Below are 23,396 nucleotides of genomic sequence, written 5' to 3'. Positions count from 1 at the left end.
GATCTTTGGGAGCAGACGGTATGAGCACTACAGCGCAGATCGGCGTCACGGGCCTCGCGGTCATGGGCAGTAACCTCGCCCGCAACTTCGCCCGCAACGGCTATACGGTCGCGGTGCACAACCGGACGGCCTCCCGTACGCACGCCCTCGTCGAGGAGCACGGGAGCGAGGGCGACTTCATCGCCGCCGAGACCGCCAAGGAGTTCGTCGCCGCCCTGGAGCGGCCGCGCCGGCTGGTCATCATGGTCAAGGCCGGTGACCCGACCGACGCGGTGATCCAGGAGTTCGCCCCGCTCCTGGAGCCCGGCGACATGATCATCGACGGTGGCAACGCGCACTTCGCCGACACCCGGCGCCGCGAGCGCGAACTCCGCGAGAAGGGCATCCACTTCGTCGGCACCGGCATCTCCGGCGGCGAGGAGGGCGCGCTCAACGGGCCCAGCATCATGCCCGGTGGCTCGAAGGAGTCGTACGACTCGCTCGGCCCGATGCTGGAGAAGATCTCGGCGAAGGCGAAGGACGGGGCGCCCTGTGTGACGCACGTCGGTGCCGACGGCGCCGGGCACTTCGTGAAGATGGTGCACAACGGCATCGAGTATGCCGACATGCAGCTCATCGGTGAGGCGTACCAGCTGCTGCGCGATGTCGCCGGCTACTCGCCCGCCCAGATCGCGGAGATCTTCCGGACCTGGAACACCGGCCGCCTCGACTCCTACCTGATCGAGATCACCGCCGAGGTGCTGTCCCACGTGGACGCGGCCACCGGCAAGCCGTTCGTGGACGTGGTGGTGGACCAGGCCGAGCAGAAGGGCACCGGCCGCTGGACCGTGCAGATCGCCCTCGACCTCGGTGTCCCGGTGTCCGGCATCGCCGAGGCCGTCTTCGCCCGGTCGCTCTCCGGCCACGCGGCGCTGCGCGAGGCGTCCCGCGGCCTCGCCGGGCCCTCGGCCACGCCGCTGAGCGAGGCGGAGGCGGGCGCGTTCGCCGACCGGGTCGAGCAGGCGCTGTACGCCTCGAAGATCGTGTCGTACACCCAGGGCTTCCACGAGATCGCGGCCGCGCGCGAGGAGTACGACTGGGACATCGACCTCGGTGCCGTCTCCGCCATCTGGCGCGGCGGGTGCATCATCCGGGCCGCGTTCCTGGACCGCATCCGCGCCGCGTACGACGCCCGGGCCGATCTGCCGAGCCTGCTGTCCGACGAGACGTTCGCCCGGGAGATCGCCGACGCGCAGGACGACTGGCGCGAGGTGATCGTGGCGGCGACGCGCCAGGGAGTGCCTACGCCGGGCTTCTCGGCGGCGCTCGCGTACTACGACGCGCTGCGCGCGGAGCGGTTGCCCGCGGCGCTCACGCAGGGGCAGCGGGACTTCTTCGGAGCGCACACGTATCGGAGGACGGACCGGGACGGGTCGTTCCACACGCTGTGGGGTGGCGACCGGTCGGAGGTCGGCGCCTGAGGGGCAGGGCGGTTTCGGTGGTACGGCGGGAGCGGCTGAGCGGGGGTTGATCGCGCAGTTCCCCGCGCCCCTCGGGGCGTTCAGCCGCCCTCCGCTGTCACGTGCCGTCCCTCAGCTCAACGGCGGGCCCGGTTCCGGGTTCGGGACCGGTTCCGGGCCCGGCGGGATCGGGGACGGTGACGGGTCCGGGGTCGGCTGCGGCCCCGGGCCGGGTGGAGGCGTCGGGGGCTGCGGCGGCTCCGGCGTCGGTCCCGGGCCCGGTGGTGGGGTCGGGTTCGGGGGCTGCGGGGGTTCCGGAGTCGGGCCCGGGGTAGGCGGCGGACCCGGGGTCGGGTCCGGGTGGACCGGGTCCGGGTAGGGGGTCGGGGGATTCGTCATCGTGTCCTCCAGCCAGGTGGGACGTCGGCTCTGGACTTCTCCCCCGCCTACCCGGTCCGCGGCGGGCCAGTCACCCGTACGGCGGGATCAGAAGCCGTCCGGGTGGGCCCTCAGCCACTCCTTCGCCGCACGCAGCAGCTCGGGGGCGGCGGCCGGGGCCTCGTCGGGGTGGCGCTCGGCCCACTTGACGACGTACGGGCACAGGGGTGCCACGACCACGCCCTCGCGCGCGGCGATGGTGTAGAGCTCGCGGGCCAGGGAGCCCGCGATGCCCTTCCCCTCGTGGGCCGGTTCCACGATCGTGTGGACGGGGACCAGGGCGCGCTCCGGTGCCTCGAGGACGAAGTACTGGATGTGGCCCACCACTTCGCCGCCGCCCACCGCCTCCAGGCGGCCGGCCGGCCGGTCGTCGCGGATCTCGATGTCGTCGCTCATGGGCACGCTCCTGGTGTCGGCCGTCTCTGGCTCAGGCCGGTACGGCCTGCGGGCTGCGCTCCTGGTCCGAGCCCGGCACCGGCTCCGAGGGGTCCGCGCCCAGGGCCACGATGCGGTTGTCGTGGTCCACGTGCACGACCCGGGGTTCCAGTGCCCGCGCCTCGGCGTCGGTCACCTGAGCGTAACTGATGATGATCACCAGATCACCGGGGTGGACGAGATGGGCGGCGGCCCCGTTGATACCGATCACCCCGGAGCCGCGCTCACCCTCGATGACGTACGTCTCCAGCCGGGCGCCGTTGGTGATGTCGACGATGTGGACGAGTTCACCGGGCAGCAGGTCGGCGGCGTCGAGCAGGTCCGCGTCGATGGTCACCGATCCCACGTAGTGCAGGTCGGCCTGGGTGACGGTGGCGCGGTGGATCTTGGACTTGAACATGGTGCGCAGCATGTTGGACTCCCGAAAGACGGCTCCCTGCCCGCTTTTTGCAGGTCAAGGGCGTTCTCCGGAGCGTACAGCCATTCGCGTGCCCGGTCAGCCGTCCCCAGGTGTTCCGGGGCTCACACCGACTCCTGACGGCACCTGCTGTGACGGCCGCCACTTCCAGTGATTTACTAGGACGTCCTAGTATTCTTTCGTCCCGCTCCTCTCCGCCCCGCCCGGGAAGGCCCCCATGAGCGCTCTGCATCGACCCGTGCACCCCGTCCGCCTGGTCACCGCTTCGGCGCTGTTCGACGGGCACGACGCCTCGATCAACATCATGCGGCGCATCTTCCAGTCCCAGGGCGCCGAGGTGATCCACCTCGGACACAACCGGTCGGTGCGGGAGATCGTCGACGCGGCGCTGGAGGAGGACGCGCACGGCGTGGCGGTCTCCTCCTACCAGGGCGGGCACGTCGAGTACTTCGAGTACCTGGTCGAGTCGCTGCGCTCACGGGGAGCGGGGCACATCCGGGTGGTGGGCGGCGGAGGCGGCGTCATCGTGCCCGACGAGATCGCCCGGCTGCGCGGGAGCGGGGTGACCATCTTCTCCCCGGAGGACGGGCAGCGGTTGGGCCTCGCCGGGATGGTCAACTCGGTGGTGCGGGACTGCGACTTCGACCTCTGGGACGGCGGGCCGGCCGATCCGGCCGCCGTGCTCGCCGGTGACCGGTTCGCGATCGCCCGCGCCATCACCGGCGCCGAACTCGGCAAGCTGCCCACGGGATTCCTGGAGCGGCTGCGCGCCGCCGCGGACCGGGTCGTACCGGTGCTCGGAATCACCGGCACCGGCGGCTCGGGCAAGTCCTCGCTGACCGACGAACTGGTGCGCCGGTTCCGCGTCGACCAGCAGGAGAAACTGCGGATCGCGGTGATCGCGGTCGACCCGACGCGCCGCCGTGGCGGTGGCGCCCTGCTGGGTGACCGGATCCGGATGAACTCCCTGGACGGGGACCGGGTGTTCTTCCGGAGCCTGGCCACCCGCGGCAGCCACGAGCTGCCCGGGCACCTGTCCGAGGTGATCGACGTGGTGAAGGCCGCCGGGTTCGACCTGGTGATCGTCGAGACGCCGGGCATCGGCCAGGGTGACGCGGCGATCGTGCCGTTCGTCGACACCTCGCTGTACGTGATGACGCCGGAGTTCGGCGCCGCCTCACAGCTGGAGAAGATCGACATGCTCGACTTCGCCGACGTCGTGGCGATCAACAAGTTCGAGCGGCGCGGCGCCAAGGACGCGCTGCGCGACGTGGGCCGCCAACTGGTCCGCAACCGCGAGGCGTTCGGCATGCGGCCCGAGGACATGCCGGTGTACGGCACCTCGGCGGCGACCTTCAACGACGACGGCGTGACCGCGCTCTACCAGCATCTGCGGACCGCCCTGGCCGAGAAGGGGCTGCCGCTCGTCGAGGGCGCGCTGGCACCGGTCGACGTGCGCCACTCCTCGGGCATCCGGCAGGTGGTTCCCGCGGACCGGGTGCGCTACCTCGCCGAGATCACCGACACCGTCCGCGCGTACCACGCGGAGACCGGGCGGCTGGCCGAGGCTGCCCGGCGCGTGCAGCGCCTGGAGGCCGTCAAGGGCGAGCTCGTCGCGGCGGGCTCCGACGCCGGGAACGTTCAGGCACTGCTCGACGACGCCCACAAGCGGCTCCCGCTCGACGTGCGGGAACAGATCGACCACTGGCCCGCTGTCGTCGCCTCCTACTCCGGCGACGAGCAGGTCGTGACGATCCGCGACAAGGAGATCCGCACCCGGCTCACCCGCGAGTCCCTGTCCGGCAACCGGATCCCCCGCGTCGCCCTGCCTCGCTTCACCGACCACGGCGAACTGGTGCGCTTCTGGCGCGCCGAGAACCTGCCGGGCCGTTTCCCCTTCACGGCCGGGGTCTTCCCCTTCAAACGCGACGGCGAGGACCCGGCACGGATGTTCGCCGGCGAGGGTGACCCGTTCCGCACCAACCGCCGCTTCAAGATGCTCTCCGAGGGCCAGCCGGCCACCCGGCTGTCCACCGCCTTCGACTCCGTCACCCTCTACGGCCGCGACCCCGACGAACGCCCCGACATCTACGGCAAGGTCGGCACCTCCGGTGTCTCGGTGGCCACCTTGGAGGACATGAAGGCGCTCTACGACGGCTTCGACCTCGTCGCGCCGACGACCTCGGTCTCCATGACCATCAACGGACCCGCGCCGACCCTCCTGGCGTTCTTCCTCCACACCGCGATCGACCAGCAGATCGAGAGGTTCCGCACCACGGAGGGCCGGGACCCGTCGCCCGAGGAGGCGGCCGAACTGCGCGCCCACGCACTCGCCACCGTGCGCGGCACGGTGCAGGCGGACATCCTCAAGGAGGACCAGGGCCAGAACACCTGCCTGTTCTCCACCGAGTTCAGCCTGCGGATGATGGCCGACATCCAGGAGTGGTTCATCGCCCACCAGGTCCGCAACTTCTACTCGGTGTCCATCTCCGGCTACCACATCGCCGAGGCCGGCGCGAACCCCATCAGCCAGCTCGCCTTCACCCTGGCCAACGGCTTCACCTACGTCGAGGCCTACCTCGCCCGGGGCATGCACATCGACGACTTCGCCCCCAACCTGTCGTTCTTCTTCTCCAACGGCATGGACCCCGAGTACTCGGTGCTCGGCCGGGTCGCCCGCCGGATCTGGGCGGTGGCGATGAAGGAGAAGTACGGCGCGAACGACCGCTCCCAGAAGCTGAAGTACCACGTCCAGACCTCGGGCCGGTCCCTGCACGCCCAGGAGATGGACTTCAACGACATCCGCACCACGCTCCAGGCGCTCATCGCGATCTACGACAACTGCAACAGCCTGCACACCAACGCCTACGACGAGGCGGTCACCACCCCCACCGAGGACTCCGTGCGCCGCGCCCTGGCCATCCAGCTCATCATCAACCGCGAGTGGGGCCTGGCGATGAACGAGAACCCCCTCCAGGGCTCGTTCGTCATCGACGAGCTCACCGACCTCGTGGAGGAGGCCGTCCTCACCGAGTTCGAGCGGATCAGCGAACGCGGCGGTGTGCTCGGCGCCATGGAGACCGGCTACCAGCGCGGCCGTATCCAGGACGAGTCGATGCTCTACGAGCAGCGCAAGCACGACGGCACTCTGCCCCTCATCGGCGTCAACACCTTCCGCAGCCCGCACGCCGACACCGCCGAGCCGGCCGTCGTCGAACTCGCCCGCGCCACCGAGGAGGAGAAGCAGTCCCAGCTGGAGCGCGTGCGGGACTTCCAGGCCCGCCACCACGAGGGCGCCCACGCCGCCCTGACCGCCCTCAAGGAAGCGGCGGTCAGCGGGGAGAACGTCTTCGCCGTACTCATGGACGCCGCCCGCGTCTGCTCGCTTCAGCAGATCACCGAGGCGTTCTTCGAGGTCGGCGGCCAGTACCGCCGCAACGTCTGACCAGGGACCGGACAACAGACGGACACCGTCACCCGGCTGGGAGCCGTCGGCCGGCTGGGAGCCGTCGGCCGGCCGCCGCCGATGTGCCGGTCCGCGGTCAGCCGAACAGGCGCCGCTGGATCTCCCGCCGGTAGTCCTCCAGGGTCCGGTCGAGGTGGACGGCCGTGGCCTCCGCGGCCTCGTCCGGCCGGCCGTCGCGAATGGCCCGGTAGATCGCCTCGTGCTCCTCCACCGCCGCCGCGGTCCCCTCATTGAAGCTGTCGTGAATGCCGATCGCGCTGGACTGGCGCTGGAGCCGGCGGGCGTCGCGCACCGCGCTGCCGAGGAAGGTGTTGTGGGAGGCCGCGGCCAGCGCCGCGTGGAAGTCGTCGTCGGCCTGGTTGAAGACGTCGACGTCACCATGGACGTACCCGTGCCGGCACTGCTGCATGGCGACCTCGATGGCGCGCAGTTCGGCGGGCGTGGCCCGGGTGGCCGCGAGTCTGGCGGCGGCCATCTCCTGCACCCTGCGGAACTCGAACAGCATGAGCACGTGGTCGAGGTCGACGGGCCGGAAGAAGCCGCCCCAGCGGCTGGTGATCAGCATGCCCTCGTCGTCCGCGACGAACAGTCCGCGTCCCTTGTGCGCCCGGACCCGGCCGAGCGCCGAGAGGATCTTCACCGCTTCGCGGACCACCGCTCGACTGGTGTCCAGCTGCTGGGCCAGGTCGTTCTCCGTGGGCATCCGGTCGCCGGGGACCAGGCGCGACTCCGCGATGAACTCGAGGATCCGCTCCGCCACGATCTCGTATCCGGGCCGGTAGTCGCGCCGCTCGTCCGCGCCGTTCACCACTGCTGGCACGGCGGGCGTGTCGTTCATATGTCCTGCCTCCGGGTGACTGCGACGAAGGTGGCTGATCAGGTTTGAAGCCGGTGCTCATCGTACCTCAGGCCAGTATGAGTCGTACTCATTTCTCCCGAGCTTGATCACGACGTTCGGGCAACTTGCCACCTTTCATTCGTATTTACCCAGGTTAAGCCGCCACGGGAGCAGCCCTGACGCACCCGCTGGACTCTGAAAAAAGCCGTACACACCCCTTGACGCGCCCTTCGATGTGGCGGCTAATTTCATCCGCAGCGGCAATGACAGAGCCGTCAGCCTCACGCAAACCGAGTGGAGTCGCACATGTCCGTCTACAGGCCTTCGGTCGCCCGGGAGACAGGGACCAGCAGGAGACGTGCCGCGTTGCTGGCCGGCTGTGCCGCCACGGTGCTGTTCACCATGACCGCGTGTGGCGGCGGCGGGACCGGCGGCACGACCAACAAGGACGGATTCGCCCAAGCCGCCCAGAACGACGGGGCGTTCACCGTCTGGGTGGACGCGACCCGCATGGACGCCGCGAAGCTGTACAAGGCGTCGCACCCGGGCGTGAAGATGGACATCGTCAGCTACGACGGCGACGCCAACGGGTCCAACTACCTCCAGACGAAGGTCCAGTTGTTCAACCGCACGGGCAAGGGCTGGCCGGACGTCGTCTTCAGCTCCCAGAACAACGAGGCGAGCTGGGCCGTCGACGCGGGCTTCGCGGCCCCGCTGAACAAGGGCCTGATCCCGCAGGCGACCCTCGGCGGGTTCGCCAAGGGCGCCAACGACGTCTGCACGGTCGACGGCACCCTGTACTGCCTGCGCAACGACCTCTCCCAGGCGGTGCTCTGGTACAACGCGCCGCTGCTGAAGAAGTTCGGCTACGCGGTCCCGACGACCTGGGAGGAGTACCAGGCGCTCGGCGAGAAGGTCGCCAAGGAGCACCCCGGCTACCTCGTGGGCGACGCGGGCGACTCCTTCACCCCCGAGATCTATCTGTGGGCGAGCAAGTGCGGCGCCAACCACATCACCGGCCCCAAGGCCGTGTCGGTGAACACCACCAGCGAGGCCTGCACCAAGATGGCCAAGCTGTTGGACGTACTGATCAAGAACAAGTCCATGTCGATCACCGGCGTCTTCAGCACCGACTTCGCCAAGAACAAGGCCGACAAGGTGCTGCTGATGCCCGGCCCGGCCTGGTACGGCGGCGCGGTGTTCAAGGACGGCCTCAAGACCCCGGCCAAGCAGATCGCGGTGGCGCCCATACCGCAGTGGCAGGGGGACAGCTCGCCGTCCACCGGCAACGTCGGCGGCGGCACCTGGCTGCTGTCCAAGCACTCCGCCCACATCAAGGCGGCCACCGACTTCCTGAAGTGGGTGACCACCGACAACGCCTACCAGGGCGAGAAGGCCCCCGGCTTCCCGGCGTACGCGCCCGCCGCCGAGAACTGGCTGAAGGCTCAGGCCGCCTCCGGGTACTACGCCAGTGACCTCACGGCCCTCAAGGACGCCTCCTCGCAGGTGTGGTCCGAGTGGGGCTCGGGCCAGTTCAGCCAGGAGGCGATCTGGGCCGCCACCGTCAAGCCCGGCCTGACGCAGGGCAAGACCATCGAATCCCTGCTGCCCGCCTGGCAGGACTCGATCGTCAAGTACGCCAAGTCCAACGGATACAAGGTCTCCCAGTGACCCTCACGCACTCCTCGGCCGACTCCGCCCGGGGGCGCCCTCGCGGCACCTCCCGGCAGAGTCGGGCCGGCGTGGCATTCGTCGCCGGCTACACACTGCTGCTGCTCGCCTTCGGCGTCCTTCCGACCTGTTACGCGATCTACTTCGCGTTCACCGACGCCGGAGGCACGTTCACCGGGTTCTCCAACTTCGTCACCACGGCACAGGACTTCCGCTTCGTCGACTCCCTGGGCCATGTGGCCCTGTACCTGGTCTTCTGGCTGTTGTCCCTCGTGGTGTTCGTGGTGGTCCTGGCGCTGCTCCTGCACCGGCTGTCCGCCGGGCCGGTCAGCCAGGCACTGCGCTTCCTCTACTACATCCCCGGAGCCCTCGCGGGCGCCGCGAGCGTCCTGGTGTGGCTGTTCATGCTCGACCCGACGGTCAGCCCGGTCAGCTCCCTGCTGGAGACGCTGGGCTTCCACACCTTCGGCGAGGTCATCGCCCCCGGGAACCTGGCGCTGCTGTTCACGATCATCGCGTTCTGGACCGGCGCGGGCGGCTGGATCGTCGTCATGTACGGCGCGCTCAACAACATCCCCAAGGACGTCATGGAGGCCGCGCGCATCGACGGCGCGAACGGCTGGCAGACCGCCTGGCGGGTGCAGATCCCCATGCTCCGCAAGTGGATCGTCTACATGGTGATCCTGGCCTTCGCGGGCGGCGCCCAGCTCTTCGTCGAGCCGCAGCTGCTCTCCCTCGCCAGCACCGGAGTGGCCGGCCGCGACTACTCGCTCAACCAGCTGACGTACGACTTCGCCTTCCAGATGAACAACATCAACGGCGCCGCCGCGGTCTCGGTGGAGCTGCTGGTCGTCAGCCTGTCGGTCGCCGGTGTCTTCGTCGCACGATCGGGGTTCTTCGATGCCGACTGAGACCCGCCCCACTCCCCCTCTCACCGCCCCGGGTGCGCACGTGCCGAGCCGAACCCGGCACGGTGAAGCGCGGCAACGCCGCCGGCCCCCGCGGAACGTGGCCTCCCGGCTGCTGGCGGGCTCGGTGCTCACCGTCTTCGTGGTGTTCTTCGTGCTGCCGGTGGTCTGGCTGCTGCTCGCGGCGACCAAGACCGACCAGCAGCTCGTCCACGACAACCCGCTGTCCTTCGGGTCCTGGCACGCGCTCAAGGCCAACTGGCACGCGCTCACCGCCTTCCAGGACGACGCCGTCCTGCTGTGGCTGCGCAACTCGGCCGTCTACGCGGCGATCTCCCTCGTCATCACCCTGTGCCTGGCCGTCCCGGCCGGCTACGCGCTGGCGATGACCGAGTTCCGCGGCCGGCACACACTGCTGATCGCGACCCTCGTCGTGATGCTGATGCCGAACGCCACGCTGGTGGTGCCGCTGTTCCTGGAGATCAACGCGGTGCATCTGATCGGCACGATGTGGTCGATCATCCTGCCGTACTCGTTCTACCCGTTCGGCGTGTACCTGACGTACATCTACTTCACCACCGCCGTGCCCAAGGACCTCCTGGCCGCGGCGCGGATCGACGGCTGCTCCGAGTTCGGCGTCTTCCGTCATGTGGCGCTGCCGCTGGCGACGCCCGTCATCGCGCTGGTCGGGTTCTTCAGCTTCGTCGCCAACTGGACGAACTACTTCCTGCCGTACGTGATGCTCCCCGAGAGCGACCAGATGCCGATCCAGGTGGGCGTCGGCAGTCTCCTCAGCAATGTGCCCTCGTTCAACCCGACCGTCGGCACCCTCGCGATCGAACGCCCGCAGCTGGCACTGGCGACGCTGGTCGCCATCACCCCCGTCCTCGTCGTGTTCCTGTTCGCCCAGCGCTTCCTGGTCAGCGGAATGCTCGCCGGCGCCACCAAGGAGTAACCGCTCTCATGCCCTTCAGCCCGCACCCCGACGCCTCCGGCGACTCGACACCCGAGGTCCAGGCCACGGTCCCATTGCTCGAACCCCCTGGCTGGGCCGTCGCCCAGCGCGCCCTGTTCGACCTGCTCGACCACGCCTGGCGGCGCTTCGCCCGCGACTTCACCGGCCCGGACGGACGCCTGAACTACACCAGGCGACTGACCACCCGCGACGGTGTGGACGATTTCTACGAGGTCTTCTTCAACTGGCCCCAGCTCTACCTCCTCGGCGGCGCCGACGACCTGCTGCCCGCCAGCGAGAGGCACTGGGAGGGCGTCACCAGGCAGCTGACCGAACTGGACATGCTGCGTGACGAGTACGAGCGCGGCTACGACTGGTTCCACCAGGGCGAGAGCCTGCTGCTGCTCTACTTCCTGTGCATGGCCGCCCCCGACCGGTGGGCCGAACGCGCGCTGCGCTTCGCCGAGTTGTACGTCGACCCCGCCAAGGGCAACTACGACCCCGAGCACCGCATCATCACCCGCCCGCACAACGGCAGCGACCCCGAGCGCACCGGCCTGTTCGACGGTGACGTGTACCCGTGGCTGCCCAAGGAGGCCGAGACCTACGGCTACCCGCTCGACTGGCTCCCCGAGGCCCAGGACGGTCCGTACCCGCTCTCGGCGGACCCGCGGCTCGGCGACCAGATGCGGGACCGGATGGGCGTCGGCGACACCGCGCTCAACCTCGCCGCGGCCGGACTGGTCCTCAACGCCTGGATCCTGACCGGCGAGGAGCGCTACCGGGACTGGATCGTCGAGTACGTCAGCGCCTGGCGCCGCCGCACCGAGGCGAACGGCGGTCTCCTGCCGGACAACGTCGGACCGGACGGCGTCGTCGGCAGCCTGCTGGAGGGCCGCTGGTACGGCGGCCACTACGGCTGGTCCTGGCCGCACGGCTGGCACAGCGTCGGTCACGCGGCCTGCGTGGCGGCGCTCGCGGCGGCGACGGTCACCGGGGACGACGACCACCTCTCCCTGGTCACGAGCTCGCTCGACGCCCTCATCGACCGCGGCAAGGTCATGCCCCACTCGGAGGCCGACTCCAGCCTGCCCTCCAAGTGGGCGGTCGAACTCGGCCCGGACCGGGACACGCCCACGCTCCATCTGCCGTTCCGGCACAACGACTCGGGCTGGTTCGACTACAACCCGGCCACGCCCCCCGTGCCGGTGGCCCTGTGGCACCACACCTCCTCGGACGCCGACCGCGCCCGCCTGGAGCGGCTGCGCGAGGCCGACGGCGTCGACTGGCGCACGGTGCGGCCGTTCCGCGCCAAGGAGGAGTCCGGTCACGAGAAGGCGTGGTACGCCTTCCTCGCCGGCGAGGACCCCGGCTACCCCGAGCGGATCCTCGCGACCGCCCAGGCCCAGATCCGCCACCGGCTGCGGCGCATCGACCGCTACCGCGACCTGGACGTGCCCGAGGCCGACATCCACGTCTGGCAGCAGAGCAACCCGGTGGCCACCGAGGCCCTCGTCCAGCTGACCTGGGGCGGTCCCCAGGTGCTCTACAACGGCGGCCTTCAGCAGGCGCGGCTGCGCTACCACGACGCGGACGCCCGCCGGGCGGGCCTCCCCGCGGACGTCGCCGCCCTGGTCACCTCCATAGACCCCGAGGCGACCACCGTCGAACTGGTGAACCTCGCCCCCGAGACGGACCACACGGTCATCGTCCAGGCCGGCGCGTTCGCCGAGCACACCATCACCGGCGTCCGCCACACGACCTGCGAGGACGACGGCTGGATCGGGGACATGTACGACTACGGTCACACCGAGCCGGTGGTATCCGAGGCCGAAGTCCCCTACAACGGACCGTATCTGACGGTCCGGCTGCCCGCCTCCACGCGCATCCGGCTCACCCTGAGGCTGGGGCTGCGGACCCGCAGACCCAGTTACCGCACACCGTTCGACGCGTCCAACTCCCGTGACACGACAGGGGAATCGGCATGAAGCGCATCGCCCAGACCATCAGGCTCCGGCCCGAGCACCGCGAGGAGTACCTCCGGCTGCACTCCGCCGTGTGGCCCGGCGTGGAAGCCGCCCTGCGCCGGGCGAACATCCGCAACTACAGCATCTTCCTCCACGGTGACGTGCTGTTCGCCTACATGGAGTACCACGGCGAGGACTTCGAGGCGGACATGGCGTCCATCGAGGACGACCCCGAGACCCAGCGCTGGTGGAAGCTCACCGACCCGTGCCAGGAACCCTTCCCGGACCGGGGCGAGGGCCGCCAGTGGAGCGAGCTCCCCGAGATCTGGCACCTGAGCCCGCCCAGCGACGACACCACCGCCTGAGCCGACGTGGATACCCTTGTGAACACACCCTTGCTGATCGACGCCCACCACCACCTCTGGGATCTCTCCCAACGCGCGCAACCCTGGCTCGACGACCCCGCCGTGGCGTCGATCCGCCGCACCTTCACCCCCGAGGACCTCCGCTCCACCGCCACCCACCCCGTCGCGGGCCGCCGGCTGCACGGCACGGTGGTCGTCCAGTGCATCGCGGACGTGCCCGAGACCGAGGACCTGCTCGCGCTCGCCGAGCGGGAGCCGCTGATCCAGGCCGTGGTCGGCTGGACCGACCTGACCTCCCCGGCGGTCGGTGACGTGCTCGACAAGCTCCTCGCCGGGCCGGGCGGCCGGTATCTGCGCTCCCTGCGCCACCTGGTCCAGGGCGAGACCGACCCCGACTGGCTGCAACGACCCGATGTGGAACGCGGGTTGGGGGCGGCCCGCGATCGCGGACTGCGCTACGACGTGCTCGTGCGCGCCCATCAGCTCGATCAGGCGGTCCGGCTCGCGGAGCGCTTCCCCGACCTGCCCCAGGTACTCGACCACGCGGGCAAGCCGGACATCGCCCGGCAGGACTTCGCGGAGTGGGAACGCCGGATCCGGCGGCTGGCCGCACACCCGCACGTGGTGTGCAAGGCCTCCGGGCTGATCACCGAGGCCGACCACACCCGCTGGACCAACGCCGACCTCCGCCCCGTCTGGGACGTCCTGGTCTCCGCCTTCGGCCCCGAGCGGCTGATGTTCGGCTCGGACTGGCCGGTCGCCAACCTGGCGGGCGGCTGGAACCGGTGGGCCGCCACCGTGGACGAACTGGTCACCGGCTGGAGCGACAGCGACGTCCACGCGCTCCTCGCCGGCACCGCCACCGCGTTCTACGGCCTGGCCTCCGCCGCCGGAGCGAGCGACACGACGACCCGCACGACGACGTGACCCCGCCGGGCCCCGGCGAGGTGGAGCCGGCCCCCGCCTACGTGGGTATCTGCGGGACCGACCTGCACATCTTCCACGGCGACATGGACGCCCGGGTCGCCGCGCCCGCCATCCCGGGGCACGAGATGGCCGGCCGTGTCGTACGAGGGCCCGGCTCCGGTGGCGCCTTCGCCGGCGGCTCGGCCCACGTCCGATGCTGAACGACCCTCTCAGGAGCCTCTCTTGCACCGCCGGAAGATCCCTCACACCCCCGTCGAGATCACCGAACTCGGCTTCGGCGCCTCGGTGATCGGCAACCTCTACCGGGTGACCGAGCCGCAGGACGCGGCGGCCGCCGTCGACGCCGCCTGGGACGCGGGCGTCCGCTACTTCGACACCGCACCCCACTACGGCCTCGGCCTCTCCGAACGCCGGCTCGGCGCCGCCCTGCGCGACCGGCCCCGCGACGAGTACGTCGTCTCGTCCAAGGTGGGCCGCCTCCTCGTCCCCAACGAGCACCCGCGGGGCGTCGACGACCAGGGGTTCGTCGTGCGGGACGACCTGCGCCGGCAGTGGGACTTCAGCCGTGACGGCGTACTGCGCTCCCTGGAGGAGACGCTGGAGCGCACCGGCCTGGACCGCGTCGACGTCGTCTACCTCCACGACCCCGACGAGCACTGGCGGCAGGCCGCCGACGAGGCCATGCCCGCCCTGGCCGACCTGCGCGACCAGGGCGTGATCGGAGCGATCGGCGCCGGCATGAACCAGTCCGCCATGCTCGCCCGCTTCCTGCGCGAGACCGCCGCCGACGTGGTGATGCTGGCCGGCCGCTACACACTGCTCGACCAGTCCGCCCTCGACGACGTCCTGCCCGCCGCACGGGAAACGGGCAAGAGCGTCGTCGCGGTCGGTGTCTTCAACTCCGGCCTGCTCTCCCAGGACCGGCCCGCCGAGGGCATGAAGTACGACTACCGGAACGCCCCGACCGACCTGGTGCGGCGGGCCCGGGCCATCGCCGAGGTCTGCGAGCGGCACGGCACCACCCTGCCGGCCGCCGCCATCGCCTTCCCCTTCGCCCACCCCGCCGTCGTCAACGTCACCCTGGGCATGCGCACCGCGGAACAGGTCCGGCGCAATGTCGGACTGCACGCTCGGGCCGTCCCCGACGGCCTCTGGGCGGAGCTGCGTGAACAGGGCCTGATCAGGGCTGACGTCACTCCGCCGCCGTCGGCCGCCGGGACAGCTCCGTCGCCGCGGTGACGTCCGTGATCGGGCGCAGCCGGTAGGTGTAGGTGTAGTCGCGGTCGGCGAAGAGCTTGTACTCGTCGTGCGTGTGGGCGCCCCAGCTGTCGTCGCCGCCGACTCCCATCTGCCGGTGGTTCACCCGCAGGACGACCTCCTCGCGCGGGGTGAGCTGGTAGTCGTGGCGGGCGCCGACCGAGAGGTCCTCCGGGGTGAAGTGGGAGGCGTTGACCTCCAGCAGCGGCTCGCCGCTCACCAGCAGGCCGGTGCCGTCCCGGCCGGTGAGGGCGGCCCAGCGGACGTCGGTCTTGTTGCCGTTCTCCTGCGGGCGGATATAGGAGGTCCACTGGTCGGCGACGGGGCCGGAGTAGAGGCCGACGTCGGTGCCGTCGTTGCGGTCCCAGTGGTTCTCCTCGGGGCCCCGGCCGTAGTAGTGGATGCGGTCCAGCCGGCCGGGGAGGAACAGGAGCGTGCCGATCTCCGGTATGTACGGCAGTGAACTCGCCCCCGGGTGCAGGGTGTTGTCGACCTTGATCTCTCCGTTGCCGAAGACCGTGTAGGTGGTCGTGTACGTCGATTCCGTGGTCGTGGGCAGCGTGCCGCCGACCTTGATCCTGACCGCCCTGTCCCGTACGGCGGTCACGGTCACGTCGGTGACCTTGCGGCGGGCGCCCGCGTCGCGCCAGGTCTGGTTGCGGGTGTGCTGGCCGTTGCCGTGGTCGTTGTCGGTGGGCGCCCGCCAGAAGTTGGGGACGGGACCGGAGGCGATGAGCCGGCTGCCGCGGGCCTTGTACGACGTGATGATGCCGGTCTTCTTGTCGACGGTGACGGCGAAGTCGGCGCCGGTGACGGTGACGGCCGTGGCGCCGTCGTCGTAGGTCAGCGTCGGGACGTCGTCGAGCGGTACGGGGGTGACGGCGGGGCTGCCCGCGTCGAGCGGGAGTTGGACCTTGGCCACCTCGAAGCCGGGCCCGGCCCACGGCGTGCGTTCCTTGGTGGTGAAGGACAGCTCCAGGAAGTACTCCGTGCCGGGCGCCGGGTCGGCCGGCAGCCGTACGGGGACGGTGATCTCCTTGCTGGACAGGGGGGCGACGTCCAGCTGGTCGCGCGTCAGCCTGCCGCGCCGGACCGGCTCGCCGTCCGCCACGAGCGTCCAACTCCCGGAGAATTCACGGAGGTTGGTGAACAGGTACTCGTTGGTCAGGGTCACCGAGGCCGCGTCGCCGGTGGCGTTGATCGCCTGGTAGATCCGCTTGATCTCCGCCGCCTTGCCGGTGTGGCCCCGGTCGGCGGTGATGATGCCGTCGGCCACGAAGTTGCCGTCGTTGGGGTTGTCGCCCCAGTCGCCGCCGTACGCCAGGAAGGTCTTCTCGCGCGGGCGTTGGGCCGTGAGGCCGACGCTCGCCGCGTCGAACCAGAACCGGACGCCCTCGTCACCGGGGCCCCGGCTGTCGGAGGCCAACTCGGCGGCGCTCAGGGCCCGGGCGTAGACCCGCGCCCTGCGGATGGTGCCGCTGAACTCGCGGGTGATGTTGTCGACGTCGGTGGCGAGGGCGAGCGGCGCGGTGTTGCTGCTGGGCCGTCGTGTGGTGGTGCGGGTGGCCCGGACCGTGCCGTCGACGGACAGGGTCAGGGTGCCGGCCTCCGCGTCGAAGACTCCGGCGACGTGGTGTTCGCCGCCCGTCCAGTCGCTCGGCAGGGCCCAACTGGTGGACACCCACTGTCCGCCGCCGTAGATGAAGAACTCCAGGTTGCGGCCGTTCTGCTTCAGGGCGTACTGGGTGTCGCCCTTGGCGATGATCGGCTGGTGGTAGCCGAGCACCTGCGGGGTGAACCAGGCTTCCAGGGTGAGGGAGCCGGTGAGGTCGAGGCGGTCGTCGCGGGCGAAGACCGTGCCACCGGAGAGACCCTTGGCCCGGTCGAACGAGCCGCTGGGGGCGATGAGTTCGCCGCGTATCGCGCCGGGGCCTTCCTCGGTGAACCGCTGTCGCGCGGGCGTCGGCCAGTACAGGGACTGGTCCACGAAGTCCCAGATCCAGCCGCCCTGGAGGACGTCGTGAGCGCGGATCACGTCCCAGTACTTCTTGAAGTTGCCGTTGGAGTTCCCCATCGCGTGGCAGTACTCGATCATGACGTACGGCCGGGTGTCCGCGGTGTCCTTGGCGCGGGCCTCGACGCGGGCGGGGCTCTCGTACATCTCGGAGCGGATGTCGCTGACGCCCGGGCTGTCGTCGCCCTCGTACTGCACGACGCGGGTCGTGTCGTAGGACTTGATCCAGTCGTGCATGGCGACGAACGTGCTGCCGGCGCCCGCCTCGTTGCCGAGGGACCAGATGACGACCGAGGCGTGGTTCTTGTCGCGGTGGACCATGTTCTGGGCGCGGGCGACGCAGGCGGCGGACCAGTCGGCGTGGTTGCCGGGGTACTCGCCGCGGATGCCGTGGGTCTCCAGGTTGGTCTCGTCGACGAGGTAGAGGCCGTACTCGTCGGCGAGTTCGTACCACTGCGGGTTGTTGGGGTAGTGCGAGGTGCGGACCGAGTTCATGTTCATCCGCTTGATGATCTTCATGTCCCGGATCATGTCGGCGCGGGTGAGGGCGGTGCCGCGGTCGGGGTGCATCTCGTGGCGGTTGGTGCCGCGGAACGACACCGGCCGTCCGTTGATGCGCATCAGGCCGTCCTTGAGCGCGAACTCACGCAGTCCGACCCGGTGGGAGAGCGTCTCGGTGACCTGGCCCGAAGGGTCGCGCAGCCGCAGCACCGCCGTGTAGAGGTACGGGTGTTCGGCCGACCAGAGGCGCGGCTCGGGCACGGCTCTCGCCGCCTGTACGGTCGCGTCCTCGCCGACCGCCTTCACGTCGGCGGACTGCTGGAGCGGCCGGGACCAGACGGGGTGGCCGTCGGCGTCGTACAGCTGGGTCTCGACGGTGTAGGCACCGGCGTGGCCCGCCGCGTAGGCGCGGACGCTCGCGGTCACCGACAGGCGGGCCGCGCGGTAGTCGTCGCTCAGCGGGGTGTCCAGCTTGAAGTCGCGCAGGTGCACGGACGGCGTCGAGTAGAGGTGGACCGAGCGGAAGATGCCGCTCAGCCGGATCATGTCCTGATCCTCCAGCCAGTCGCCGTCGGAGTAGCGGTAGACCTCGACGGCGATCTGGTTGGTACCGGGCCTGAGGTGGTCGGTGATGTCGTACTCGGCGGGGGTGAAGGAGTCCTCGTGGTAGCCGACGAGTTCGCCGTTGATCCACACGTAGTGGGCCGACTTCACGCCCTCGAAGTGCAGGAAGGTGCGCCGCCCGGACCAGCCGCGGGGCACGGTGAAGGTTCTTCTGTACTGGCCGACGGGGTTGTAGCGGGTCGGCGCGGCGGGCGGCTGCGGCTCCTCGCCCAGGCCGTTGGGGCCCCAGTAGGGGTAGGTGATGTTGACGTAGATCGGGCGGTCGTAGCCGTGCTTCTGCCAGACGGACGGGACCGGGATGGTGTCCCAGTCGCTGTCGTCGACGCCGGTGGCGTAGAAGTCGGGGTCGCGGTCGTCGGGGCGCTCGGCGTAGGCGAACTTCCACGTGCCGTCGAGGCTCAGCCGGTACGGCGAGTCGGTGCGGTCGGCGGCGAGCGCCTGGCCGAGGGTCGCGTACGGCATCAGGGTGGTGTGGGGCGGCTGGGTGCCGAGCCGGAAGACGTCGATGCGGCCGTTCCACTCGGGGGACTCGGCGGCGGCACGGGCCGTGCCGGCGGTCCAGGAGGGGAGGGCCAGGGCGCCGACGAGGGCGGCCCCGCCCTCCAGGAGCCGGCGGCGGCTGACGGGCGCCCAGGCGGGGGACTCGGAAGTGTGCGACATGACCGTTGCCTTCCTCACTACGGCCGGGTGACCGTGCGGCTTTGAGGGAGCGTCAGATCCTGTTCGGTGATGTTGGGAAACCGAACGCACACTAGGTTGTGAGTCAGATGGTGGCAATGATGCTGTCGAGCTTTGTGTCCTTCTGATCGTTGTCATGGCCGACCTTGGCCGAATCCCGTTCCTCGAACTGGGTCCGGTGCAGCTCGGCGTAGCGTCCGCCGGCCGCCAGCAGCTCGTCGTGCGTGCCGCGTTCGACGATCTGCCCGGCCTCGACGACGAGGATCTGGTCGGCCGCGCGGATCGTGGAGAGCCGGTGGGCGATGACGATCGCGGTCCTGCCCTCCAGCGCCTCCGTCAGCGCCTCCTGCACCGCCGCCTCCGAGGTGTTGTCGAGGTGGGCGGTGGCCTCGTCGAGGATCACGACACGCTGGCGGGCCAGCAACAGCCGGGCGATGGTCATGCGTTGGCGTTCGCCGCCGGAGAGGCGGTAGCCACGCTCGCCGACCACGGTGTCGAGGCCGTCGGGCAGGGACCGTACGAGAGCGTCGAGGCGCGAGCGGCGCAGGGCGTCCCACAGGTCGTCCTCGGTCGCGGTGGGGCGGGCCAGCAGCAGGTTGGCGCGGACCGTGTCGTGGAAGAGGTGGCCGTCCTGGGTGACCATGCCGATCGTCGCGCGCAGGGAGCGGGCGGTCATGTCGCGGATGTCCTCCTCGCCCACGCGCACGGCGCCCTCGTCGACGTCGTACAGGCGCGGCAGCAACTGCGCGATGGTCGACTTGCCGGCGCCGGAGGAGCCGACGAGGGCGACGGTCTGGCCGGGTTCGGCGCGGAAGGAGATGCCCTTGAGGACCTCTTCGCCGCCGCGGGTGTCGAGCGAGGCGACCTCCTCCAGGGAGGCCAGGGAGACCTTGTCGGCGGACGGGTAGCCGAAGCGGACGTCGTCGAACTCGACCGCGACCGGGCCGTCCCCGAGCTCGCGGGCGTCCGGCTTCTCCTCGATGAGCGGCTTCAGGTCGAGCACCTCGAAGACCCGCTCGAAGCTGACCAGCGCGCTCATGACCTCGACGCGGGCGCCGGCGAGGGCGGTGAGCGGGGCGTAGAGCCGGGTCAGCAGCAGGGCGAGGGAGACGACGGCGCCCGGTTCCAGGGTGCCGCGCAGGGCGAACCAGCCGCCGAGGCCGTAGACGAGCGCGAGGGCGAGGGCGGAGACCAGGGTGAGGGCGGTGATGAAGACGGACTGGGCGGTCGCCGTGCGCACGCCGATGTCCGCCACCCGCCGCGCCCGGGCCGCGAACTCCTCGGACTCCTGCTCCGGGCGGCCGAACAGCTTGACCAGGGTGGCGCCGGGCGCGGAGAAGCGCTCGGTCATGCGGGTGCCCATCGCCGCGTTCAGAGCGGCCGCCTCGCGCTGCATGCGGGCCATCCGGCTGCCCATGCGGCGGGCCGGGATCACGAAGACCGGCAGCAGGGCGAGCGCGAGCAGGGTGATCTGCCAGGACAGGGTGAGCATGACGGCGAGCGTCAGCAGCAGGGTGACCAGGTTGCTCACCACTCCGGAGAGGGTGTTGCTGAACGCCCGCTGCGCCCCGATGACGTCGTTGTTGAGTCGGGAGACCAGTGCTCCCGTACGTGTCCGTGTGAAGAACGCGACCGGCATGCGCTGCACATGATCGAACACAGCCGTCCGCAGATCGAGGATGAGTCCCTCCCCGAGCGTGGCCGACAGCCGTCGTCCGAGGATGCCCAGGGCCGCTTCGGCGACCGCGATGAGCGCTATGAACAGGGCCAGCCGGACGACGGTGCCCTCGTCGTCGCCCGTCACGATCGCGTCCACGACATGGCCGGCGAGGACCGGGGTGGCGACGGCGAGCAGCGCGGTGGCCACCCCGAGCACCACGAACTGGGCGATGCGGGTGCGGTGCGGGCGGGCGAACGCGCCGATGCGGCGCAGCGTCGCGCGGGCGAAGGGGCGGCTCTCCGTCTGCGCGTTCATCACGCTGTGCAGCTGGGTCCAGGCTGTGGTTTCCATGCTCATGGGAGCGAACGTAGGACCTCAAGCGTTGTTGAGGTCAACGTTCCCGAAAGAATCTCTCCCCGTACGTCCCCCTCCCCCGCCGCGTCCCGCTCCCCGAAGGATCCGATGACCGTCAGCAATGCCCCGTCCCCCCTGCCGCAACCCGCAGTTGGTGCGGCGCGGAAAACCTCTCCGGACGTGAGTCCCCGCCGCGTCCCCCTCCCCCTTCCCGGTCGCAGAGTCCGGCAGATCCTGTGTCTGCTGCCGCTGCTGCTCGTCTCCGTGGTCGCCGTGCAGCACCGCTCGGTGCTCGCCGAGGGCTTCGGTCATCTGCGGTCCGCCGAGTGGCCGTGGCTGCTGGTCGCGGTCTGTGCCACGTGTCTGACGTGGGTCGCCGCGGCCTGTACCCGGCAGGGCGCGGTGGTGGAGCGGCTGCCGAAGCGGCGGTTGCTCGCCACGCAGTTCGCGGCCGGTGCCGCCAACCATCTGCTGCCGACGGGGCTCGGCGCGAGCGCGGTCAACCTGCGGTTCATGACGGTGTGCGGGGTGCCGCTCGCCCGCTCCTCCGCCGCCCTCGCGCTGTATCTGCTCGCGGAGTCGATCGGCCGGCTGGGTCTGCTGGCCGTGCTGCTGCTGACGTTCCCCGACGCGCTGAGCCTCGGTTCACTCCTTCCCGAGCAGGCGGTCGGCGCGCTGCTGCCCGCGCTGGGGGCGGTGCTGCTGGTGGCGGCCGTGGTGCTCGTCCTCGTACGTCGGGTACGGACGACCGTGACGGCGTTCCTGCGGACCGCGCTCGGCGAGCTGCGCGAGGTGCACACCCGGCCGTGCCGGGCGCTGGCGCTGTGGGGCGGGTCGTTGGCCTTTCCCGCGCTCCAGGCGGCGGGGCTGGCCGCGGTGGGGCAGGCGCTGGGGCTGCCGGTGCCGCCGCTGCACATGGCGGTGGCGTACCTGGCGGCGACGGTCGCGGTCGCCCTGGTGCCGACACCGGGCGGGCTGGGCTCGGTGGAGGCGGCGCTGGTCGTGGCGCTGGTCGCGGCGGGCGGACCGGCGGCGGTGGCGACGGCGGTGGTGCTGGCCTACCGGATCATCACCGTGTGGCTGCCGCTGCTGCCGGGGGCGCTGACGCTGGGGGCCCTCGTGCGGCTGAAGATCATCTGATCGACCGCGCCCGAAGATCGTCTGCGGTACAACGGCCGCATGGACATCACCGCTCTCTCCGAGGTCCTCGACCAGATCGAGGACCGCGCCCTCGTGCACCACGGCTACACCGACTACATGCGGGACTACGAGGTCGTCGTCCACATGACGGCCGATCCGCGCACGGGCATCCCGCCGGCTCATCTGCGCTATCTGTTCCGGTACTGCGTGGAGGCGCGGTGCGAGACGTCCCTGGAGCCCTGGCTGTGGAAGGAGTCGCTGGACGACCGCCTCATCGACCACGGAACGGCCGAGGGTCTCGACGGCTACGTCTGGGGTGTGAAGTGGCAGAACGTGGAGAGGATTCGGGTGCTGCCCACGTCGGACACCGCGCACCGATGGGCCCGGGAGCTGGGGATCGACTTCCACGCGGTGCGTATCGAGCTGAACGCGCATGACCTCTCCCTGGTCTTCTCCGATCTGGAGATCACCGAACTGCCGGGGGACTGGGAGAAGTAGCCTCGGCCGGGCCCGTCGCCGTCAGGAGGCCCACGATGTCCGTCCGGACCGAACGCAAGGGACCCGTCACCACGGTCGTCCTGTCCCGCCCCGAGGCCCGCAACGCGGTCGACGGTCCGACCGCCGCCGAACTCGTCGCCGCCTTCCGCGAGTTCGAGGCGGACGAGGCGGCGCGGGTGGCGGTGCTGTGGGGCGAGGGCGGCACGTTCTGCGCGGGTGCCGACCTCAAGGCCCTCGGCACCGAGCGCGGCAACCAGGTGACGGAGGACGGCGACGGCCCGATGGGCCCCACCCGGCTGCGGCTGTCCAAGCCGGTGATCGCGGCGGTCGCCGGGCACGCGGTGGCGGGCGGTCTGGAGCTGGCACTGTGGTGCGATCTGCGGGTCGCCGAGGAGGACGCCGTGTTCGGTGTCTTCTGCCGCCGCTGGGGCGTTCCGCTGATCGACGGCGGTACGGTACGGCTCCCCCGGCTGATCGGCACCAGCCGCGCCCTGGACATGATCCTCACGGGACGTCCGGTACCGGCCCCCGAGGCCTACGAGTTCGGCCTCGCCAACCGTGTCGTCCCCACCGGCACCGCCCGCACCGCCGCCGAGGAACTGGCCGCCGAGCTCGCCGCCTTCCCGCAGGCGTGCCTGCGGGCCGACCGGGCGTCCGTGCTGGATCAGGAGGGCCTGGACGAACCGGCCGCCCTGCGCGGCGAACTCGGCCATGGCAGGGGCGTGTTGACCCAGAGCCTGGAGGGCGCGGCCCGGTTCGCGTCCGGGGCGGGGCGGCACGGTTCGTTCAAGGACGCATGACCTCGGCGCCGGCCTGGACACCCGAAGGACGCATGACCTCGGC

Annotated in this window: 17 protein-coding genes and 1 pseudogene; 13 read left to right on the top strand and 5 right to left on the bottom strand. The window is 70.6% G+C overall.

Going from position 1 to position 23,396, the window contains the following annotated elements; all coding sequences use genetic code 11:
- Window positions 1-20: 20 nt before the first annotated feature.
- Window positions 21-1,460 carry an NADP-dependent phosphogluconate dehydrogenase gene (gndA, locus tag EJC51_RS40355; RefSeq protein WP_126275614.1) on the top strand — a complete coding sequence of 480 codons (1,440 nt, stop codon included), beginning with the start codon at window positions 21-23 and terminating at the stop codon, window positions 1,458-1,460.
- Window positions 1,461-1,925: 465 nt separating this feature from the next.
- On the opposite strand, the gene EJC51_RS40345 is transcribed toward gndA, so the two are convergent.
- Both EJC51_RS40345 and panD read right to left on the bottom strand, forming a co-directional pair.
- Window positions 1,926-2,273, bottom strand: coding sequence for a GNAT family N-acetyltransferase (locus tag EJC51_RS40345; protein WP_126275612.1), 348 nt, complete (start codon window positions 2,271-2,273; stop codon window positions 1,926-1,928).
- A gap of 31 nt (window positions 2,274-2,304) precedes the next feature.
- Entirely contained in the window at window positions 2,305-2,724 is a 420-nt protein-coding gene (panD, locus tag EJC51_RS40340; protein WP_126275611.1) for an aspartate 1-decarboxylase, read from the bottom strand.
- 223 nt (window positions 2,725-2,947) lie between these two features.
- Here panD and icmF point away from each other — a divergent pair, with 223 nt between their 5' ends.
- Entirely contained in the window at window positions 2,948-6,175 is a 3,228-nt protein-coding gene (gene icmF / locus EJC51_RS40335; RefSeq protein ID WP_126275610.1) for a fused isobutyryl-CoA mutase/GTPase IcmF, read from the top strand.
- 97 nt (window positions 6,176-6,272) lie between these two features.
- On the opposite strand, the gene EJC51_RS40330 is transcribed toward icmF, so the two are convergent.
- A complete protein-coding gene (locus EJC51_RS40330) occupies window positions 6,273-7,034 on the bottom strand; it encodes a FadR/GntR family transcriptional regulator (RefSeq protein ID WP_126275609.1) in 762 nt (253 codons plus the stop codon).
- A 306-nt stretch (window positions 7,035-7,340) separates the two neighbouring features.
- Here EJC51_RS40330 and EJC51_RS40325 point away from each other — a divergent pair, with 306 nt between their 5' ends.
- The 8 genes and pseudogenes from EJC51_RS40325 (at window position 7,341) to EJC51_RS40290 (ending at window position 15,066) form a co-directional block, all read left to right on the top strand.
- Window positions 7,341-8,705 carry an ABC transporter substrate-binding protein gene (locus EJC51_RS40325; RefSeq protein ID WP_126275608.1) on the top strand — a complete coding sequence of 455 codons (1,365 nt, stop codon included), beginning with the start codon at window positions 7,341-7,343 and terminating at the stop codon, window positions 8,703-8,705.
- Window positions 8,702-9,616 carry a carbohydrate ABC transporter permease gene (locus EJC51_RS40320; RefSeq protein WP_126275607.1) on the top strand — a complete coding sequence of 305 codons (915 nt, stop codon included), beginning with the start codon at window positions 8,702-8,704 and terminating at the stop codon, window positions 9,614-9,616. Before EJC51_RS40325 ends, EJC51_RS40320 begins: the two co-directional genes overlap by 4 nt.
- 97 nt (window positions 9,617-9,713) lie before the next feature.
- Complete coding sequence (locus EJC51_RS40315) at window positions 9,714-10,568, top strand: carbohydrate ABC transporter permease (protein WP_126277318.1); 855 nt, start codon at window positions 9,714-9,716, stop codon at window positions 10,566-10,568.
- An 8-nt stretch (window positions 10,569-10,576) separates the two neighbouring features.
- Window positions 10,577-12,556 carry a DUF8034 domain-containing protein gene (locus EJC51_RS40310; RefSeq protein WP_126275606.1) on the top strand — a complete coding sequence of 660 codons (1,980 nt, stop codon included), beginning with the start codon at window positions 10,577-10,579 and terminating at the stop codon, window positions 12,554-12,556.
- On the top strand, window positions 12,553-12,900 hold the full coding sequence (locus EJC51_RS40305) for an L-rhamnose mutarotase (RefSeq protein ID WP_126275605.1): 348 nt from the start codon (window positions 12,553-12,555) through the stop codon (window positions 12,898-12,900). The genes EJC51_RS40310 and EJC51_RS40305 overlap by 4 nt, the downstream gene beginning before the upstream one ends.
- A gap of 18 nt (window positions 12,901-12,918) precedes the next feature.
- Window positions 12,919-13,827 (top strand): amidohydrolase family protein, encoded by a 909-nt coding sequence (locus EJC51_RS40300; RefSeq protein ID WP_126275604.1) that lies wholly within the window; start codon window positions 12,919-12,921, stop codon window positions 13,825-13,827.
- A pseudogene (locus EJC51_RS40295) lies at window positions 13,824-13,982 on the top strand (alcohol dehydrogenase catalytic domain-containing protein); the annotation flags it as partial. The gene EJC51_RS40300 and the pseudogene EJC51_RS40295, both read left to right, overlap by 4 nt.
- A gap of 67 nt (window positions 13,983-14,049) precedes the next feature.
- Window positions 14,050-15,066 carry an aldo/keto reductase gene (locus EJC51_RS40290; RefSeq protein WP_126275603.1) on the top strand — a complete coding sequence of 339 codons (1,017 nt, stop codon included), beginning with the start codon at window positions 14,050-14,052 and terminating at the stop codon, window positions 15,064-15,066.
- On the opposite strand, the gene EJC51_RS40285 is transcribed toward EJC51_RS40290, so the two are convergent.
- On the bottom strand, window positions 15,020-18,883 hold the full coding sequence (locus tag EJC51_RS40285; protein WP_126275602.1) for a glycoside hydrolase family 2 TIM barrel-domain containing protein: 3,864 nt from the start codon (window positions 18,881-18,883) through the stop codon (window positions 15,020-15,022). The genes EJC51_RS40290 and EJC51_RS40285 overlap by 47 nt on opposite strands.
- A gap of 103 nt (window positions 18,884-18,986) precedes the next feature.
- Window positions 18,987-20,912 (bottom strand): ABC transporter ATP-binding protein, encoded by a 1,926-nt coding sequence (locus tag EJC51_RS40280; protein WP_126277317.1) that lies wholly within the window; start codon window positions 20,910-20,912, stop codon window positions 18,987-18,989.
- A gap of 111 nt (window positions 20,913-21,023) precedes the next feature.
- On the opposite strand from EJC51_RS40280, the gene EJC51_RS40275 reads away from it, so the two are divergent.
- Genes EJC51_RS40275 through EJC51_RS40265 form a run of 3 tightly spaced genes read left to right on the top strand, consistent with a single transcriptional unit; the run spans window position 21,024 to window position 23,353 of the window.
- Window positions 21,024-22,055, top strand: coding sequence for a lysylphosphatidylglycerol synthase transmembrane domain-containing protein (locus EJC51_RS40275; protein WP_126275601.1), 1,032 nt, complete (start codon window positions 21,024-21,026; stop codon window positions 22,053-22,055).
- 39 nt (window positions 22,056-22,094) lie between these two features.
- Window positions 22,095-22,553: a YxiG-like protein gene (locus EJC51_RS40270; RefSeq protein WP_126275600.1), complete on the top strand. Its 459-nt coding sequence runs from the start codon at window positions 22,095-22,097 to the stop codon at window positions 22,551-22,553.
- Between the two features lie 35 nt (window positions 22,554-22,588).
- Entirely contained in the window at window positions 22,589-23,353 is a 765-nt protein-coding gene (locus tag EJC51_RS40265; RefSeq protein ID WP_126275599.1) for a crotonase/enoyl-CoA hydratase family protein, read from the top strand.
- Window positions 23,354-23,396 lie beyond the last annotated feature (43 nt).

This window comes from Streptomyces aquilus, from assembly GCF_003955715.1.
Lineage (GTDB): Bacteria > Actinomycetota > Actinomycetes > Streptomycetales > Streptomycetaceae > Streptomyces > Streptomyces aquilus.
Note: the sequence above shows the minus strand (reverse complement) of the source record. Positions and strands in the feature narration are given on the sequence as shown.

What these genes read in the sequence shown, in the direction of transcription:
- gndA (WP_126275614.1), top strand. Translation starts at nt 21, where the DNA reads ATGAGCACTACAGCGCAGATCGGCGTCACGGGCCTCGCGGTCATGGGC.
- EJC51_RS40345 (WP_126275612.1), bottom strand. Translation starts at nt 2,273, where the DNA reads ATGAGCGACGACATCGAGATCCGCGACGACCGGCCGGCCGGCCGCCTG.
- panD (WP_126275611.1), bottom strand. Translation starts at nt 2,724, where the DNA reads ATGCTGCGCACCATGTTCAAGTCCAAGATCCACCGCGCCACCGTCACC.
- icmF (WP_126275610.1), top strand. Translation starts at nt 2,948, where the DNA reads ATGAGCGCTCTGCATCGACCCGTGCACCCCGTCCGCCTGGTCACCGCT.
- EJC51_RS40330 (WP_126275609.1), bottom strand. Translation starts at nt 7,034, where the DNA reads ATGAACGACACGCCCGCCGTGCCAGCAGTGGTGAACGGCGCGGACGAG.
- EJC51_RS40325 (WP_126275608.1), top strand. Translation starts at nt 7,341, where the DNA reads ATGTCCGTCTACAGGCCTTCGGTCGCCCGGGAGACAGGGACCAGCAGG.
- EJC51_RS40310 (WP_126275606.1), top strand. Translation starts at nt 10,577, where the DNA reads ATGCCCTTCAGCCCGCACCCCGACGCCTCCGGCGACTCGACACCCGAG.
- EJC51_RS40305 (WP_126275605.1), top strand. Translation starts at nt 12,553, where the DNA reads ATGAAGCGCATCGCCCAGACCATCAGGCTCCGGCCCGAGCACCGCGAG.
- EJC51_RS40285 (WP_126275602.1), bottom strand. Translation starts at nt 18,883, where the DNA reads ATGTCGCACACTTCCGAGTCCCCCGCCTGGGCGCCCGTCAGCCGCCGC.
- EJC51_RS40280 (WP_126277317.1), bottom strand. Translation starts at nt 20,912, where the DNA reads ATGGAAACCACAGCCTGGACCCAGCTGCACAGCGTGATGAACGCGCAG.
- EJC51_RS40275 (WP_126275601.1), top strand. Translation starts at nt 21,024, where the DNA reads ATGACCGTCAGCAATGCCCCGTCCCCCCTGCCGCAACCCGCAGTTGGT.
- EJC51_RS40270 (WP_126275600.1), top strand. Translation starts at nt 22,095, where the DNA reads ATGGACATCACCGCTCTCTCCGAGGTCCTCGACCAGATCGAGGACCGC.
- EJC51_RS40265 (WP_126275599.1), top strand. Translation starts at nt 22,589, where the DNA reads ATGTCCGTCCGGACCGAACGCAAGGGACCCGTCACCACGGTCGTCCTG.